This is a genomic window from Pseudomonas sp. NPDC089422, assembly GCF_044749405.1.
Taxonomy (GTDB): Bacteria; Pseudomonadota; Gammaproteobacteria; order Pseudomonadales; family Pseudomonadaceae; genus Aquipseudomonas.
Genome location: NZ_JBIVHW010000005.1, coordinates 112,771 through 127,697, shown reverse-complemented (window position 1 = coordinate 127,697; position 14,927 = coordinate 112,771). Strand labels below are relative to the sequence as shown.

Sequence of the window (14,927 nt, the reverse complement as noted above, 5' to 3'; positions counted from 1 at the left end):
CATGGGCTTCGTTCGTAGCACGCTCGCGCTGGCCTTGGGCCTTGCCGTCGTTTCACTTGCCCAGGCGGCCGATGAGGTGCAGGTCAAGCGGGGTGAATACCTGGCCCGTGCGGCCGACTGCATGGCCTGCCACACGGCCGAAGGCGGCGCCCCGTTCGCCGGTGGCCTGCCGATCCATTCGCCGTTCGGCACCATCTACGGCAGCAACATCACCCCGGACAAGCAGTACGGTATCGGCAACTATACGGCCGACGAATTCTTCGCCGCAGTCACCGAAGGCAAGCGCAAGGATGGCGCCAACCTCTACCCGGCGATGCCGTACACCTCGTACCACCTGATCAAGCGCGAGGACTCCGATGCGATTCTCGCCTACCTGATGACCGTGCCGCCGATCAACCGCCCGGCGCCGCAGACGGCGTTGAGCTTCCCGTTCAACGTGCGCCTGGGGCTGACCGGCTGGAACATGCTCTATGGCAAGAGCGTGCAACTGCAGCCGACCGAAGGCAAAAGCCCGGCCTGGCAACGCGGGCAGTACATGGTTGAGGTGATGGGGCATTGCGGTGAATGCCACACGCCACGCAACGCGATCGGTGCGCTGCAACAGGACCAGCGCTTCAGTGGCGGCCTGCTCGGTGGCTACCTGGCGCCGAGCCTGCTGGCCCAGGACCTGGCCGACCGTGGCTGGACCCAGCCGGACCTGACCACCTTCCTCAAGCACGGCATCAGTGCCCAGGGCAGCATGTTCAACGAGATGTTCCCGGTGGTGCACCACAGTACCCAGCACCTGGAAGACGCTGACCTGGCGGCCATGGCCACCTACCTGCTCGGCGACCAGCCGCCGCCGGCCAAGGCGATCCAGGCCGTGGCCCTGGAGCAGATGAGCGACAGTGCCAAGCGCGGCCAGCAGCAGTACCTCAACGTCTGCGCCGGCTGCCATGGTGTCGACGGCGAGGGCAAGCCACACATTGCTGTGGCCATGCGCGGCAACACGGTGCTGCGCCAGGGCGACTCGCGCAACCTGGTCAAGGCCATCCGCGACGGTATCCGTGAGCAGCAGTTCACCGGCTTTGAGCGCATGCAGCCGATGCCGGGCTTCGCCGACAAGCTCGACGACCAGCAAGTGACGGACATGGTCAACTACCTGCGCCAGGCCTGGGGGGGATTGCCCGGTGACCTGAGCGTCCAGCAGCTCGCCGAGCTGAAGGCGGAGTAAACCGTGCAGCATCTCGATCTCCAGGTGATCAGCCAGGCGCTGCAGTGGTCGTGCAATGGCCAGCGGGTGTGGTTGTGCACGGTGCTCGCCACCTACGGCTCGGCGCCGCGTGCGCCGGGCTCGCTGCTGGCGGTCAATGCCAGCGGCCAGTGGCTGGGGTCGCTGTCGGGCGGTTGTGTCGAAGATGACTTCCTCGAACGCGTGGCACGGGGCGAATTCCCCGAGCCAATTGCCATCGTGCGCTATGGCGATGGCAGCGACCCGCGTTCGAGCATTCGCCTGCCTTGCGGCGGCGTGCTCGAAGTGCTGGTGGAAAACCTGCCGGCCGACTGTGACGTGCAGGCCCACCTGCGTGAGCTGCAAGGCGCGCTTCGCGGCCAGCGACGGTTGTTGCGCGAGGTGAGCCTGCCGCAAGGTGAGCGCATTGTTGTCGACGACCACAGCCAGGGGCCGCGTGTGGAACGCGAAAGCGGCCGCGTGCGCTTGCGTGTCGGTGCTGCCCAACGCCTCTTGTTGGCTGGTTACTCCAGCGTCGCGCATTTCTGTGCCGAGTTCGGTAAGGGAATGGGCTTTGAAGTCATCCTCTGCGACCCGCGTGACGAGGTGCTCGAGGGCGTGGTGCTGGACGGCGTCGAGGTGCGCCGTGAGCTGCCGTCGGAGTTCATCGCCAATGGCGGTTGCCATGCCGACACGGCGGTGGTTGCATTGACCCATGATCCGAAAATCGATGACCTGGCCATGCTTGAAGCGGTGCGTACCGAAGCGTTCTACATCGGCGTGATGGGCTCGAAGGCCACCTCCGACAAGCGCCGCGAACGCTTGCAGCGCATCGGCGGCCTGGGCGACGACGAGCTGGCGCGGATCCACGCGCCGATCGGCCTCAACCTGGGCAGCAAGACCCCGGCCGAGATCGCCCTGGCGGTGCTCGCCGATATCCTGCGCCTGCGCAACGGCATCGGGCGGGCGGCGCTGTGAGTGTGGTGGCGTTGGTGTTGGCAGCGGGCAGCAGCGTGCGTTTCGGTGCTGACAAGCGCCGCGCGCTGATGGCGGATGGTCGCAGCTTGCTGGTGCACAGTGTCGAACGTGCCTGTACGGTGTTCGATGACGTGCGGGTAGTGTTGCGTGACGGCGAGCGGGGAGAGGAGCTGGGGTTGCCATCGGCGTGCCGGATCATCGGCAGTGCCGATTTCACGCAGGGCTTAGGCCATAGTCTGGCAGCTGGCGCCGCTTCGCTGGTCGACAGCGAGGCGCAGGCGGTGGCGATCCTGTTGGGTGACATGCCCTGGGTGGAGCCCGCGACCCTGGGCTTGCTTGCACGCGAGGCCGGTGGGTCGACGATTGTTCTGCCTTGTCATGCCGGGCAGCAGGGCCATCCGGTAGTGTTTGGGCGTGATTTCTGGCCTGCACTTGCACGATTGACGGGCGATGAAGGGGCGCGTTCGGTCGTGAGGGCCCATCCGGACCGTTGCGTCAGGCTGGCAGTCAAGGATGCCGGCGTGCTGCGGGATGTCGATACGCCCGATGCACTGCGCCAATGAGCGTCGGTTCTACTCATCTTCTTCATCATCGAATGCACAAGGTTGCAGTTCGCCAAGCTGGGAAAGCAGAATCAGGTGCACGTCGGCCTTGAGCCGCTGGAGATTGGCCAGGCTGGCAGACCCACCCAGCATCAACGCCGGGACGAAGCCATACATTTCGTCTGGCGCCAACGTCCCCAGGGTTTCCCTGGCTGATTCGAACAGGCCCAGGTCGATTCCTTCAGTCATGACCCACATGAGCAGCCCCTGGATCTTCGCGTCTCGCTCTTCGTCGGTCGTGCTGTAGGCGCCATCGAGGTATTGGGACGCGTAGGCAGTAATGGTCAGAACTGAGCCGGTTTCTTCACCCCAGAGGTACAACTCGCCGAAAGCGCTGCGGGCGATGAGGTGGTAGGTGTCGCGGGATTCGAAGTCAGTGCCTGCCAGCCAGTACGCCACGACGTCTTCGTATTCCTGCGGGTTGACCATCCAGAACAGACCGCCACCGTAGCCGCACCAGCCGTGGTCTTTCCAGTAGGTCAGGAGTTGGTTGGGGAGTTTGCCTTGGTAGTGGTTCAGGGAGGCAGGCGGGACGGGCTGGTGGCCGATGGGGTCGTTGAAGGTTTCGAGGAAGATGGAGAAGAGTACGTTCATTTTTAGATCCTTTTATTGCTGTCGGGTAAGGGCTTCAAAAGTCGGAAAAGCTATAGGGTTCGATTGTGCAAAGCTGAGACAGCAGTACCAAGTGCTCAATTGCTTTCAGCTTTTCAAGATTATCGAGTCGAGCGGGACCGCCGAACACCAAGGCCGGAACAAAACCGTACATCTCGTCCGGGCCAAGTATGCCGAGGCTCTTTTTAGCAGGTTCAAACATGTCATCAAAATCATTTGAATCCAAATCTCTGCAGGCGAAGAAGCTCTGCACTAGCCTATCCATGTCGGCTGGCGTGACTTCACGTTTCCTGCCAACGTATTTGCCTATATGTGGTGCGATTTTCAGTGAGAATCCGGTTTTTTCACCAAATAAATAAAGGTCACCAAAGGCTCCGCGGGCGATGAGATGGAATTTGTCGTACGTTTCCAGACTTGCACTCTCGAGCATAGAGGCGACTACGCCCTCGTACTCTTGAGGGTTTACGGTCCAAAACATTCCATCGCCGTATCCACACCATCCATGCTCCATCCAATACTGCAGAAGTTTATCCGGTAGTTTCCCCTTGTAATGCTCTATGGTTGATGTGGGTACCTCCTGCCTGTACGTAGGCTCACCGACCTGTTCAATAAAAACAGAAAACGCTTCATCCATTTGATGACCTCCAGTCTGTTAGCATTTGTGTAATTTCACGTTTAAAAGCCCGGTCCTGCCTCCCATTTCGGCCATTTCTTCGGCAGCCTGTCGGAGCCCTCCTACTCTGCTTTTCCACTGAGGACCAATACTTGAATTAACCTGTCTATCGCCAAAATCAGCAATAACGTCTCGTCCACCTGCACTAAGGTCAGGATTATGCAGGGCTGCGAGTGTTGACATCGTCTCCTTAGCTTGCATTTCCGAAAGTTTTCTCGCTTCTCGCTGTCCCATCGTTTTGGATAAGTCCTCCTGAATCCTATCTCTCAGACTTATATAAAGGTCCTTACGTGCCTTTTTAGCAAGTGTGGGATCACGTTTGACCGGATTGGCCACATTTTCCAGAAATTCATCAACCGTCAGCCGATTGAGACCATCTTGCTGTCCTTTTAACTGCCGCTCAAACTCGCCATGCTTCGATGCGGGCAACTTATCCGCCTTGAAACACGCCACCGTATGCAGCGGCATGCTACCGGGCTTGCCCTTGGATGGCTCCTTGTCTTTCCCCGCCGGCCGGTTCGGCTGCACAGGCTGGGGCTCACCCACCGCCCCCTTGCGCCGCTCCGGCACCTGCAGGTCCGGCCGTTTCTTCAGGGCCTCCTCGTGCTTGAGCATCCACTGCCCAATCCGCGCGCCTTTCTGGCTGGCGGCCATCTCCTGGGCAAGCACACCGGCATTGCCACGCCCACGGGTGAGGTAGGACACCATGGCGCCCAACAGCAGCATCACCACTTCCACATGCCCGGTGGCGATGAAATGCGCTGCCTGGTCGATGGCAAACGGGTTGTCCTGGCTGAACGCGTTCAGCCCTTCTTCACCACGTGTGCCTTCCCAGGCGATGCCGATGCCATCCAGGTAGTACTCGCCGATACGCGGCAGGCCGTCGACGAAGAACTCGGCGAGAGAAGCGATGCCGAGAACGCCGAGGATCCAGCCGCTGACCTTGAAGCCGATGGCGGTGCCGGCGACGCCACCAGGAATGGCTCCGGCACCTCCCGCGAAAGCACCGATGCCGGCACCGAGCAGGCCGCCGGTGAGGGCGGTGCCGGCGACGATCATCGCCATCTGTTCGGCGACGCCGAGCAGGTCGTTGAGGATGCTTTTGATGTCGAGGTCGGCGAAGCGCTGGCGCAGCAGCTGGCCGGCTACCGATTCGGCCTTGTAGAACGCGCGCCGCACGCTGTCCACGCGGCGCAGATTGAGGGCCAGTGATGGCACTGCTTCGTTGAGGTAAGTACGGAAATGGGCACCTCCTTGATAGCCCATTTCATCGGTGATGCGTGTCTCGATATCGTGCCAGGTGGGCACGATGTGCCAGAGCAGCATGAGGCGTCTCCCTGCCAGTTTTGTGCAGGGGAAATCACATCATGGAGTGGGTGTAGGACGTTCCTGGGTCGGTCGTAGGAAAAGTCTATTTCGTTGTTGGTGGGGGTAGAAGGGGCGGGATTGAGGTGTTTTTGCGATGGGTAGGGCTGGAAGGATTTGTTGCCTGTGAGATCGAGCGCCGCCCGCGCGGCGCTCGATCTCACAGGCGCTGAAATCATCAAGGCGAATACAAAAAGGTCCATAATCCCCCCTTAATCCCCCCATAGTGCAATGCCAGCCACACCACTCCGGGAGCCCCACCATGCACGTTCTGCTCTGCGAGGACGACGACCTGATCGCCAGCGGCATCTGCGCCGGCCTCACCGCCCAGGGCCTGACCGTCGACCGCGTGGCCAATGCCGCCAGCGCCCGGGCCCTGCTGCAAGCGGCGCAGTTCGATGTGATGATCCTCGACCTCGGCCTGCCCGACGAAGATGGCCTCAAGCTGCTGCGCCGTTTGCGCCAGCAGGGTGTGGACCTGCCCGTGCTGGTGCTCACCGCACGCGATGCGGTCACCGACCGGGTCGATGGCCTGCAGGCCGGTGCCGACGACTACCTGCTCAAACCCTTCGACCTGCGCGAACTGGCTGCGCGCCTGCATACCCTGTTGCGGCGGGTGGCGGGGCGGGCGGTGAATGTGATCGAGCATGGCCCGCTGCGCTACGACCCGAGCAGCTGCGAAGCGACCTTGGCCGGCCTACCTGTAGACCTGTCGCGGCGCGAGCAGGCGCTGCTCCAGGCGTTGATGCAGAACCCCGGCCGGGTGCTGTCCAGCGAGCAACTCAAGGACTGCGTGTATGGCTTCAGCGATGAGGTCGAGAGCAACGCGCTGAACGTGCATATCCATCACCTGCGGCGCAAGCTCGGCAACAGCATCGTCGAGACCGTGCGTGGCCTGGGTTATCGCCTGGGGCCGGCACAGGCGCCGGAGCAAACCTCCGAGAGAAGCACCTCATGAGCCTGCGGGTACGCCTCAGCCTGATCCTCGGCACCGCCTTCATCATCATCTGGGCGCTGGCTGCAGCGTGGATGCTGCGCGACCTGCGCCAGCAGATGATGTTCTCCCTCGACCAGCGCCTGGTGGCCTCGGCGCGCATGGTCGCCGGGCTCGTCGACCAGTTGCCGCAACCGTTGGCGGCCAAGGGCGAGGACGCGCATTTTTCCGCCGACCAGTTGAGCGTGCCCGACGGCATGGCCTGCCAGGTGAGTTCCCTGCGCGGCGAGATCCTCGCCAGCAACCACAAGCATGACGGCGCCATGGACGACCAGCGCAGCGGCTTCCGTGATCAGACCATCGACGGTGCGTTGTGGCGCACCTTCACCTACAACCATGGCGACGTGCGCATCACCACCGCCGACCGGCACATGGAGCGCGAGGCACTGAACCAGTCCATTCTGCTGGCCGCCTCGGCGCCGGTGCTGATGGCCTTGCTCGGCAGCCTCGGGCTGCTGTGGATCGGCCTGGGCAAAGGCCTGGAGCCGCTCAATCGCATGCGCGACGCCCTGCGCCGACGGCGTGCCGACAGTGTCGAGCCGTTGCAGGTGGCCGGCTTGCCCAGCGAGCTGCAACCCTTGCTCGACACCCAGAACCAGCTGTTCCTGCGCATCGCCCAGACCCTCGAGCGCGAACGGCGCCTGACCGACGATGCCGCCCACGAACTGCGCAGTCCGCTGACGGCGATCAAGACCCACCTGCAGGTGGCGCGCATGACCGACGGTGCGGTGCGCGAGCAGGCCCTGGAGCATGCCGAGCAAGGCGCCGACCGCATGCACCGGACCCTGGAGCAGCTGCTGATGCTGGCGCGGGTCGAGGGCAGCCTGTCGTTCGAGGACGGGGTGCAGTGCAGCGCCGAGCAGGTCGCCCGCCAGGCGATGCAGGATGCGGGTGGCGGTGACAATCGACGCATCGTATTGCACCTGCCGCAGGAGGCTACGCAGATCTACCTGGGCATGCCTGCGCCGCTGGCAGTGGCGGCCTTGCGCAACCTGCTGGACAACGCCCTGCGCCATGGCGGCGATTCCGAGGTGGAGCTGGAAGTGCAGATGGCCGATGGGCAAGTGGGGTTCATGGTGCGCGACCATGGGCCGGGTATTGCCGATGGCGATCTGCAGCACCTGACCGAGCGCTTCTGGCGCAACGGGCAGAGTGGGGGGTGTGGGCTGGGGTTGGCGATCGTTCAGGCGATCGTGCAGCGCTGTGCTGGCAGCCTCAGGTTCGACAGTCGCCATGATGGCTTGCGGGTTTTGCTGCAGGTGCCGGCGCGCTCGGCCAGCTGATCTTCATTGCCTGTGCCGGCCCTTTTCGCGGCACAGGCAAAGTAAAATCCCGCAACAACCGCTAAATCCTCCCCGCACTCAAGCGTTTTCCAAGCGATAACTGCCCATTCGCTTGCTTGCGAGGATTCACCCATGTCCACCGCTTCCAGCCTTGCCCAGGTCCCGCCGGCCAGCGCGCCGCATCCTTTGTACGCATTCAGTGACTCGCCGCTGCTGCAACGCCAGCAGCAACAGGAATCCAACGCCCGCAGCTACCCCCGGCGTATCCCGCTGGCGCTCAAGCGCGCCCGTGGCATCCACGTCGAAGACGTCGAAGGCCGCCAGTTCATCGACTGCCTGGCCGGCGCAGGCACCCTGGCCCTGGGCCACAACCACCCGGTGGTGATCGAGGCGATCCAGCGCGTGCTGGCCGATGAACTGCCGCTGCACACCCTGGACCTGACCACGCCGGTCAAGGACCGCTTCGTCCAGGACCTGTTCGGCATCCTGCCTGAAGCCCTGCGCCGCGAGGCCAAGGTGCAGTTCTGCGGGCCGACCGGCACCGATGCGGTGGAAGCGGCGCTCAAGCTGGTGCGCGGTGCCACCGGGCGCAGCACCGTGCTGGCCTTTCACGGCGCCTACCACGGCATGAGCCAAGGCGCGCTGAGCCTGATGGGCAGCCACGGCCCCAAGCAGCCGCTGGGCGCGCTGCTGAGCAATGGCGTGCAGTTCATGCCGTACCCCTACGACTACCGTTGCCCGTTCGGCCTGGGGGGTGAAGCCGGGGTCAAGGCCAACCTGCACTACCTGGAAAACCTGCTGCTTGACCCGGAAAGCGGCGTGCCGCTGCCGGCGGCGGTGATCCTTGAAGTGGTGCAAGGAGAGGGCGGTGTCATCCCGGCCGACATCGAGTGGCTCAAGGGTGTGCGGCGTATCACCGAGCAGGTTGGCGTGGCGCTGATCGTCGACGAGATCCAGAGCGGCTTTGCCCGTACCGGGCGGATGTTCGCTTTCGAGCATGCCGGCATCGTGCCGGATGTGGTCACGCTGTCCAAGGCCATTGGTGGCAGCCTGCCGCTGGCGGTGGTGGTGTACCGCGACTGGCTGGATACCTGGAAGCCAGGCGCCCATGCCGGCACCTTCCGCGGCAATCAGATGGCCATGGCGGCCGGTTCGGCGGTGATCAACTACCTGGTCGAGCACCGCCTGGCCGAGCATGCCGAAGCCATGGGCCTGCGTTTGCGTGAGCATCTGCAGCGGCTGCAACGGGACTATCCGCAACTGGGTGATATCCGTGGCCGTGGCCTGATGCTGGGGGTGGAGCTGGTTGATCCGCAAGGTCAGCCAGATGCGCTTGGCCACCCGCCTGCCAATCGGCTGCTGGCACCGAAGGTCCAGCGCGAATGCCTCAAGCGCGGCCTGATCCTCGAGCTGGGTGGTCGCCATGGCGCCGTGGTGCGCTTCCTGCCGCCGCTGATCATCAGCGCGCAGCAGGTCGACGAGGTGGCGCAACGCTTTGCCGAGGCGGTTGCCGCCGCCATTTGAGCCCGGGAGGGCCGCGGCGCGGCCCTCTCGTTCAGGCTGATCAGTCGCTGTTCTCACCCAGGCGCCAATACCCCATCGTCATCAGGCTGTCGCGCTGCAGCCCACGCTGTTTTGTCAGGTAACGGCGAATCTCCAGCACCGTCGCCGACTCCCCGGCCACCCACGCATAGAACGCGCTTTCCAGCGGCAGGCTGGCCAGTTCGCGCACGGCATGCTGCATGGCCTGGCCATGCGCGCAGCGCAGCACTTCCCGGGGCAGCCAGTGCAGGCGCGTGTTGGCGCTGTGGCGCAGGGGCAGGCAATCAGCCTCCTGCGGGACCTCGATGAAGGCTTCCACGACCACTTCGGGTTGTTGCTCTGCCAAAGCTTCGAGAATGCCGGCGATGGCGGGCAGGGCCGTTTCGTCGCCGATCAGCAGCACGTGGCGGGTACCTTGTGGCGGCTTCCACTCATAGCCGCCAGGGTCGCCGGCATGGGCCAGGTTCGGCGCCACCATCAGCAGCCGGTCGCCCTCCCGGGCATCGGTTGCCCAGGCCGAAGCTGGCCCGTTGACGCCGTGCAGCACAAAGTCCACGTCGACTTCCAGGGCATCCGGGCGCAAGGCACGGATGGTGTAGGTGCGCATGGGTGGGCGCTGTTCGGGCGGCAGCGCGTTGTGCGCGGTCTTCCAGTGCACGTCGTGGGGCAGGGTTGGCAATGAACCGTCAGGGGCGGGGAGCAGCAGCTTGACGCGCTGGTCGGGCGCCAGGGTGTGCATGAACTCGACATCCGGGCCGGTGAACACCAGGCGGGCGAACGATGGGCTGAGGCTGATGCGCCGGGCGAGTACCAGGTCGAACGCGCGGTAGGGCCGGGCGCCTGGCGATTGGCCCTGGATCAGGCGACGCAGGCCTTGTTGCCAGGCCTGGAGCATGCTGGCGGAGCGGGTCATGGGGAAATCCTCTTGCAAGCGGCTTTCCCTATGAACGAGTTGCAGGTACGGCGAATTAACCGTTGTCGGCGCTCGCTAGCTGCCAACCACCCCCCAGCGCCTTGTACAGCGCCACGCTGCCCTGCAGGCGGGCCAGGCGCAACTGTGCCTGCTGGTCCTGGGCGAGATAGAGCGTGCGCTGGGTTTCCAGCACGCTCAGCAGGGTTTCGGCGCCGGCCGCGTAGCGCCGTTGGGCCAGGTCGAAGGCCAGGCGCGCCTGTTCGACCTCCTGGTCCTGCCAGTGACGCTGCTGTTCAACGCCGTGGATGGCATTGAGGGCCTTCTCGACATCGGCAAAGCCCGCCAGGATGCTGCTGCGGTAGCTTTCCAGCAGCTCGTCCTGCTCGGCTTCAGCCAACTGCTGTGCCGCGCGTAGCCGGCCATTGTTGAAGATTGGCGCGACCAGGCCGGCGGTCAGGGTGTAGTAGGAACTGTCGAAGACCTCGGCGAGGGTGCTTGCGCCGGTGCCGAGGTTGGCGCCCAGGGTCACTTTGGGCAGCAGGGCGGCCCTGGCCACCTGCACATTGGCGTGGGCGGCGGCCAGGCGTGCTTCGGCGGCGGCGATGTCCGGGCGGCGGGCGAGCAGTTCGCTGGGTACGCCACTGCCAATGCGCGGCCAGTTCACGGTCGCCAGCGCTTCACCTGTGCTGGGCAGTGCCTGGACCGGGTCGCCCAGCAGTGTGGCCAAGGTAACGCGGTTATCTTGCCACTGCTGTTCGAGCAGCGGCACCTGCCGCTCCTGTGCGGCCACCAGGCTGCGCTGCTGGGCCAGTTCCAGGCGCGTCGCCGAGCCGGCGCGCTGACGTGTCTCGACCAGGGCCAGAACATCGCGGGCGTTACGCAGGTTGAGGCGGGCAATGCGCAGTTGCTCTTCCAGGGCCAAGCCCTGCAGGTAACTGCTGGCCACGCTGCTGACCAGCGTCAGTTCGACCGTCTGGCGATCGAAGTGGCTGGCGTCGAGGCTGTGCAGGGCGCTCGAACGCGCAGCGCGCAGGCCACCCCAAAAGTCGATCTCGTAGCTGGCGACCAGCTGCATGCCGAACGACGTGCTAGTCCGTTCGTATTGGCTGACATCGAGCTGGTCATAGCCCTCGCCGTGCAGCAGGCGCTGGCGGCTGCCGTCGAGCTCGAACCTGAGCTCCGGCAGCAGCGGCGCTCCGGCGATCACCGCTCTGGCCTGGGCCTGGCGCACGCGCGCCGTGGCGGCGGCAAGGTCGTGGGCATTGGACCGGGCGTGTTCGACCAGGCGGTCCAGCTCGGCGCTGTCAAAGGCCTGCCACCACTGCGCCGATGGCCGGCTGGCAGAGGGCTGGAAGGTTTCGCCTTGCCAGGCCAAGGGTGCAGTGATGCCGCTGGGTGGCGCGGGCGGCAGGCTGCAGGCGGCGAGGCCCAGGCACAGGGACAACAGGCTGATGCGGCTTGGCAGGGTCATGGGCTATTCGCTGGTGAGGGCTTTGACCGGGTCGAGTCGGGCGGCTTTGCGGGCCGGCATGAAGCCGAACACGATGCCGGTGAGAACGGCGCAGGAGAACGCACCGAGCATGGCGGGCAGGGTGAACGCCACTGCAACCTGGCCCAGCATCAATGCGCCGCCGATCAGCAGGGCCAGGCCGATGCCAGCCATGCCGCCGACCATCGACAGCATCACCGCTTCGCTGAGGAACTGGCGCAGGATGTCGTGCTGGCGCGCGCCGGTGGCCATGCGGATGCCGATTTCGCGGGTACGCTCGCGCACGGTCATGAGCATGATGTTCATCACCCCGATGCCACCGACCAGCAGCGAGATAGCGGCAATCGCCCCGAGCATCAGCGACAGGCTGTTCTGGGTGCGTGCCTCGGCCTGGATCAGCGCGGCCGAGTTGGTCAGTTCGAAGTCGTGACGGCCCTGGTGGCGCTGGCGCAGCAGGCGGTCGACGGCGGCTTCGGTTTCATCGACCCGTGCCGCGTCGACGGCGGCGACGGTGATGTAGTCGGGGTCGCGCAGGCCGAACAGGCGGATCGCCGCCGCCGAGTAGGGCACCACGATGCGCCCGTCGGCATCCTGGTCGCCGGAACTCGCGCCTTTGCCGGCGAGTATGCCAATGACCTGGAAGGGCACATTGCCGATCAGCAGGTACTGGCCAAGCGGGTCGCGGTCAGGTGCGAGCATCTTTTCCCGGACTTTCTGGCCGATCACGGCCACTGCTGCGCCACTGGCTTCGTCGGCGTCGGTGAAGAACGCCCCTTCGATCGCCGGCCAGTTGAAGATCAGCGGGAACTGGTTGTTGTTGCCGCCCACATAGAAGCGCTGGCTGTGGTTGCCATGGCGCACCATCACCTTTTCGCCCAGCACCGGCATGATCTGCCGGACCTGCGGCAGTTGGCCGATCGCGGCGACATCGTCGAGGGTAATGATGCCAGCGGGCTCGCCCAGTGTGGCGGGCTTGCCGTTGAGGTAGAGGATGTTCGAGCCGAAGGCGGCCATCTGCGCCATCACCTGGCGCTTGCTGCCTTCGCCGACGGCCAGCATGACCACCACCGAGGCGACCCCGATGATGATGCCGAGCAGGGTCAGGGCAGTGCGAAAGCGGTTCACCCACATGACCCGCCAGGCGGCTTGCAGGGCTTCGAGCAGCTCGCCTTTCCAGGCCCCGCGCAGGGTCGCGCCACGGTCCAGGCGCTGGCGCAGGTCATCGGCCTGCAGCCCCTGAGGTGCAGCACGGGTCGCTTGCTCGGTTACGGTATCGCTGATCATCTGGCCGTCGCGGATCTCGATCACCCGCTGTGCCCGCGCCGCCACCTTGTGGTCGTGGGTGATCAGGATGATCACGTGGCCCTGGCTGGCCAGTTCGTCGAGCAGTGCCATGACTTCGGTGCCGCTGTGGCTGTCGAGCGCCCCCGTGGGTTCGTCGGCGAGGATGATATGGCCACCGTTCATCAGCGCCCGGGCGATCGACACCCGTTGCTGCTGGCCACCCGAGAGCTGGTGCGGGCGGTTGGCGCTGCGGCTGGCCAGGCCCAGGCGGGCGAGCAGGGCGGCGGCGCGGGCATGTCGATCGCTGGCAGGCGTGCCGGCATAGATGGCGGGCATCTCGACGTTTTCCTGGGCCGAGCCCGATGGGATCAGGTGGTAACCCTGGAACACGAAGCCGAACGCCTCGCGGCGCAGCCAGGCCAGTTCGTCGTTGGCCAGTTCGGCCACGTTCTTGCCGGCAAAGCGGTAGCTGCCTGAAGTGGGGCGGTCGAGGCAGCCGAGTATGTTCATCAAAGTCGATTTGCCCGAGCCGGACGCCCCGACGATGGCGACGAACTCGCCGGGGTGGATGCTCAGGCTGATGCCGCGCAATACATCGACCTTGGGGCTGTCGTGGCCACCGTAGGATTTGCGGATATCGACCAGCTCGATCAGCGGCGCGCTCATTCAGCCTCCGCTGGCGCTGGGGGCGCCCATCAACAGTTGCTCACCCTCGCTGAGCCCGTCCAGCACCTGGACGCGCAGACGGTCGCTGAGGCCGGTGCGTACCTGGCGCTGCACCACCTTGCCGTGCGGGTCGAGCACCCGTGCCATGAACAGGCCGCCGTTTTCGTCCAGTGCGGCGAGTGGCACGGTCAGGACCTGGCTGGCCTGGCCAGCGACGAAGAACACCTGGGTGGTCATGTCGGCCATCAGTGCGCCATCCGGGTTGTCGACATCCAGCAGCACGGTGTACTGCACCACCTGATTGCTGGTGCTGCCGGCGCTGGCCGGGCTGCCACCGCCCTGGCTGGCTTGTTCCAGCGGCTTGGGCGGGATCGGCAGAATCTGCCGCACCGTGCTGCTCCAGCGGCGCTTGCCGCCGGCCAATGTGGTGAAATAGGCGGTCATGCCTGGCTTGACCTTGCCGATGTCGGCTTCGGACACCTGGGCCCACACGGTCATCGGTGACAGCTTGGCGATGCGCAGGATCAGCGGGGTGCGTTGCTGGGCATTGAGGGTCTGGCCTTCACGGGCATCGACGGCCACCACCGTGCCGTCCATCGGCGCATAGATGCGCGTGTAGCCCAGCTCCGCCTCGTCGCTGCGCAGGCTGGCCTGGGCCTGGCGAATCTGCGCCTGAAACATGTCGATACGCGCCTGGGTGACCTTGAGCTGGGCAGCAGCGGCCTGAACGTCCTCATCACGGGTGGCGCCCGCGGCGGCAAGCTCGCGCTGGCGCTTGAGCTGCTGGCTGGCCAGCTCGAACTGCGCACGCTGTTCGGCGAGCTGGGCCTTGAGGTTGTCGATCGAGAAGCGCCCGGCATCCAGCCGTGCCTGTTGGGTGGAGGGGTCGATCTCGACCAGCAGTTGGCCCTTGCGCACCGGGTCGCCCGCTTCCACGTGCAGCGTGCGGATCTGCCCCGAAGCCTGGGCGCCCACATCCACGTAACGCCGAGGCTGCAAGGTGCCCAGGGCGGTCACGCTGCTTTCGATATCTGCCCGCGTGACCGTGACGGTGCCAAGCGGTTGCGCGCCGAAGGGCAGGGCTTGCCAGGCCAGCAGGCAGCCCAGGCTCAGCAAACCCACGCCGGCAAGGGTGAACGGGCGACGGGGGGAGGTTAAACGGCTCATGCGGACTTCCAGCCTGGGTAGTGGTCACGCGCTGCCAATCGAGGTGCGCATCGAAGTCCCAGATAAACGAAGGCTGGCCAGGCGGATTTAGCCTGAACGCGAGGGCGGAGGGCGTGTTGCTGAGAATAGTTATAATTTGTACTATCACA

General features: G+C 64.9%; 13 protein-coding genes. 6 read left to right on the top strand and 7 right to left on the bottom strand.

Features of this window, described 5'->3' with window-relative positions:
* Nucleotide 1: 1 nt before the first annotated feature.
* Genes ACIPZ8_RS11295 through ACIPZ8_RS11285 form a run of 3 tightly spaced genes read left to right on the top strand, consistent with a single transcriptional unit; the run spans nt 2 to nt 2,751 of the window.
* Nucleotides 2-1,213, top strand: a complete 1,212-nt coding sequence (locus tag ACIPZ8_RS11295; RefSeq protein ID WP_400722738.1) for a cytochrome c — start codon at nt 2-4, stop codon at nt 1,211-1,213.
* 3 nt (nt 1,214-1,216) lie between these two features.
* The gene (locus ACIPZ8_RS11290; RefSeq protein WP_400722735.1) at nt 1,217-2,188 is read left to right on the top strand and encodes an XdhC family protein; all 972 of its coding nucleotides are present in this window, start codon (nt 1,217-1,219) and stop codon (nt 2,186-2,188) included.
* A complete protein-coding gene (locus tag ACIPZ8_RS11285) occupies nt 2,185-2,751 on the top strand; it encodes an NTP transferase domain-containing protein (protein ID WP_400722732.1) in 567 nt (188 codons plus the stop codon). The genes ACIPZ8_RS11290 and ACIPZ8_RS11285 overlap by 4 nt, the downstream gene beginning before the upstream one ends.
* A gap of 9 nt (nt 2,752-2,760) precedes the next feature.
* On the opposite strand, the gene ACIPZ8_RS11280 is transcribed toward ACIPZ8_RS11285, so the two are convergent.
* From ACIPZ8_RS11280 to ACIPZ8_RS11270, 3 genes are read right to left on the bottom strand one after another with little or no spacing between them, the layout of a single operon-like run.
* On the bottom strand, nt 2,761-3,384 hold the full coding sequence (locus tag ACIPZ8_RS11280) for a GAD-like domain-containing protein (RefSeq protein WP_400722729.1): 624 nt from the start codon (nt 3,382-3,384) through the stop codon (nt 2,761-2,763).
* A gap of 34 nt (nt 3,385-3,418) precedes the next feature.
* Nucleotides 3,419-4,036 (bottom strand): GAD-like domain-containing protein, encoded by a 618-nt coding sequence (locus ACIPZ8_RS11275; RefSeq protein ID WP_400722727.1) that lies wholly within the window; start codon nt 4,034-4,036, stop codon nt 3,419-3,421.
* 18 nt (nt 4,037-4,054) lie between these two features.
* A complete protein-coding gene (locus ACIPZ8_RS11270; protein ID WP_400722724.1) occupies nt 4,055-5,401 on the bottom strand; it encodes a DUF6861 domain-containing protein in 1,347 nt (448 codons plus the stop codon).
* 301 nt (nt 5,402-5,702) lie between these two features.
* Here ACIPZ8_RS11270 and ACIPZ8_RS11265 point away from each other — a divergent pair, with 301 nt between their 5' ends.
* The 3 genes from ACIPZ8_RS11265 to ACIPZ8_RS11255 all read left to right on the top strand — a co-directional run bounded on the left by ACIPZ8_RS11265 (nt 5,703) and on the right by ACIPZ8_RS11255 (nt 9,241).
* The gene (locus ACIPZ8_RS11265) at nt 5,703-6,398 is read left to right on the top strand and encodes a response regulator (RefSeq protein ID WP_400722721.1); all 696 of its coding nucleotides are present in this window, start codon (nt 5,703-5,705) and stop codon (nt 6,396-6,398) included.
* A complete protein-coding gene (locus ACIPZ8_RS11260; RefSeq protein ID WP_400722718.1) occupies nt 6,395-7,717 on the top strand; it encodes an ATP-binding protein in 1,323 nt (440 codons plus the stop codon). Before ACIPZ8_RS11265 ends, ACIPZ8_RS11260 begins: the two co-directional genes overlap by 4 nt.
* Before the next feature lie 132 nt (nt 7,718-7,849).
* Nucleotides 7,850-9,241, top strand: a complete 1,392-nt coding sequence (locus tag ACIPZ8_RS11255; RefSeq protein WP_400722715.1) for an aspartate aminotransferase family protein — start codon at nt 7,850-7,852, stop codon at nt 9,239-9,241.
* A 40-nt stretch (nt 9,242-9,281) separates the two neighbouring features.
* Here the strand turns inward: ACIPZ8_RS11255 and ACIPZ8_RS11250 are convergent, their stop codons facing one another.
* Genes ACIPZ8_RS11250 through ACIPZ8_RS11235 form a run of 4 tightly spaced genes read right to left on the bottom strand, consistent with a single transcriptional unit; the run spans nt 9,282 to nt 14,778 of the window.
* Nucleotides 9,282-10,172 carry a siderophore-interacting protein gene (locus ACIPZ8_RS11250; protein WP_400722712.1) on the bottom strand — a complete coding sequence of 297 codons (891 nt, stop codon included), beginning with the start codon at nt 10,170-10,172 and terminating at the stop codon, nt 9,282-9,284.
* 55 nt (nt 10,173-10,227) lie between these two features.
* Nucleotides 10,228-11,643: an efflux transporter outer membrane subunit gene (locus ACIPZ8_RS11245; RefSeq protein ID WP_400722709.1), complete on the bottom strand. Its 1,416-nt coding sequence runs from the start codon at nt 11,641-11,643 to the stop codon at nt 10,228-10,230.
* 3 nt (nt 11,644-11,646) lie between these two features.
* Entirely contained in the window at nt 11,647-13,611 is a 1,965-nt protein-coding gene (locus ACIPZ8_RS11240) for a MacB family efflux pump subunit (protein ID WP_400722707.1), read from the bottom strand.
* The gene (locus ACIPZ8_RS11235; RefSeq protein ID WP_400722704.1) at nt 13,612-14,778 is read right to left on the bottom strand and encodes an efflux RND transporter periplasmic adaptor subunit; all 1,167 of its coding nucleotides are present in this window, start codon (nt 14,776-14,778) and stop codon (nt 13,612-13,614) included.
* Between the last annotated feature and the right edge of the window lie 149 nt (nt 14,779-14,927).

Coding starts and splice junctions, on each gene's coding strand:
- ACIPZ8_RS11295 (WP_400722738.1), top strand. CDS start 2: ATGGGCTTCGTTCGTAGCACGCTCGCGCTGGCCTTGGGCCTTGCCGTC.
- ACIPZ8_RS11280 (WP_400722729.1), bottom strand. CDS start 3,384: ATGAACGTACTCTTCTCCATCTTCCTCGAAACCTTCAACGACCCCATC.
- ACIPZ8_RS11275 (WP_400722727.1), bottom strand. CDS start 4,036: ATGGATGAAGCGTTTTCTGTTTTTATTGAACAGGTCGGTGAGCCTACG.
- ACIPZ8_RS11270 (WP_400722724.1), bottom strand. CDS start 5,401: ATGCTGCTCTGGCACATCGTGCCCACCTGGCACGATATCGAGACACGC.
- ACIPZ8_RS11265 (WP_400722721.1), top strand. CDS start 5,703: ATGCACGTTCTGCTCTGCGAGGACGACGACCTGATCGCCAGCGGCATC.
- ACIPZ8_RS11260 (WP_400722718.1), top strand. CDS start 6,395: ATGAGCCTGCGGGTACGCCTCAGCCTGATCCTCGGCACCGCCTTCATC.
- ACIPZ8_RS11255 (WP_400722715.1), top strand. CDS start 7,850: ATGTCCACCGCTTCCAGCCTTGCCCAGGTCCCGCCGGCCAGCGCGCCG.
- ACIPZ8_RS11250 (WP_400722712.1), bottom strand. CDS start 10,172: ATGACCCGCTCCGCCAGCATGCTCCAGGCCTGGCAACAAGGCCTGCGT.
- ACIPZ8_RS11245 (WP_400722709.1), bottom strand. CDS start 11,643: ATGACCCTGCCAAGCCGCATCAGCCTGTTGTCCCTGTGCCTGGGCCTC.
- ACIPZ8_RS11240 (WP_400722707.1), bottom strand. CDS start 13,611: ATGAGCGCGCCGCTGATCGAGCTGGTCGATATCCGCAAATCCTACGGT.
- ACIPZ8_RS11235 (WP_400722704.1), bottom strand. CDS start 14,778: ATGAGCCGTTTAACCTCCCCCCGTCGCCCGTTCACCCTTGCCGGCGTG.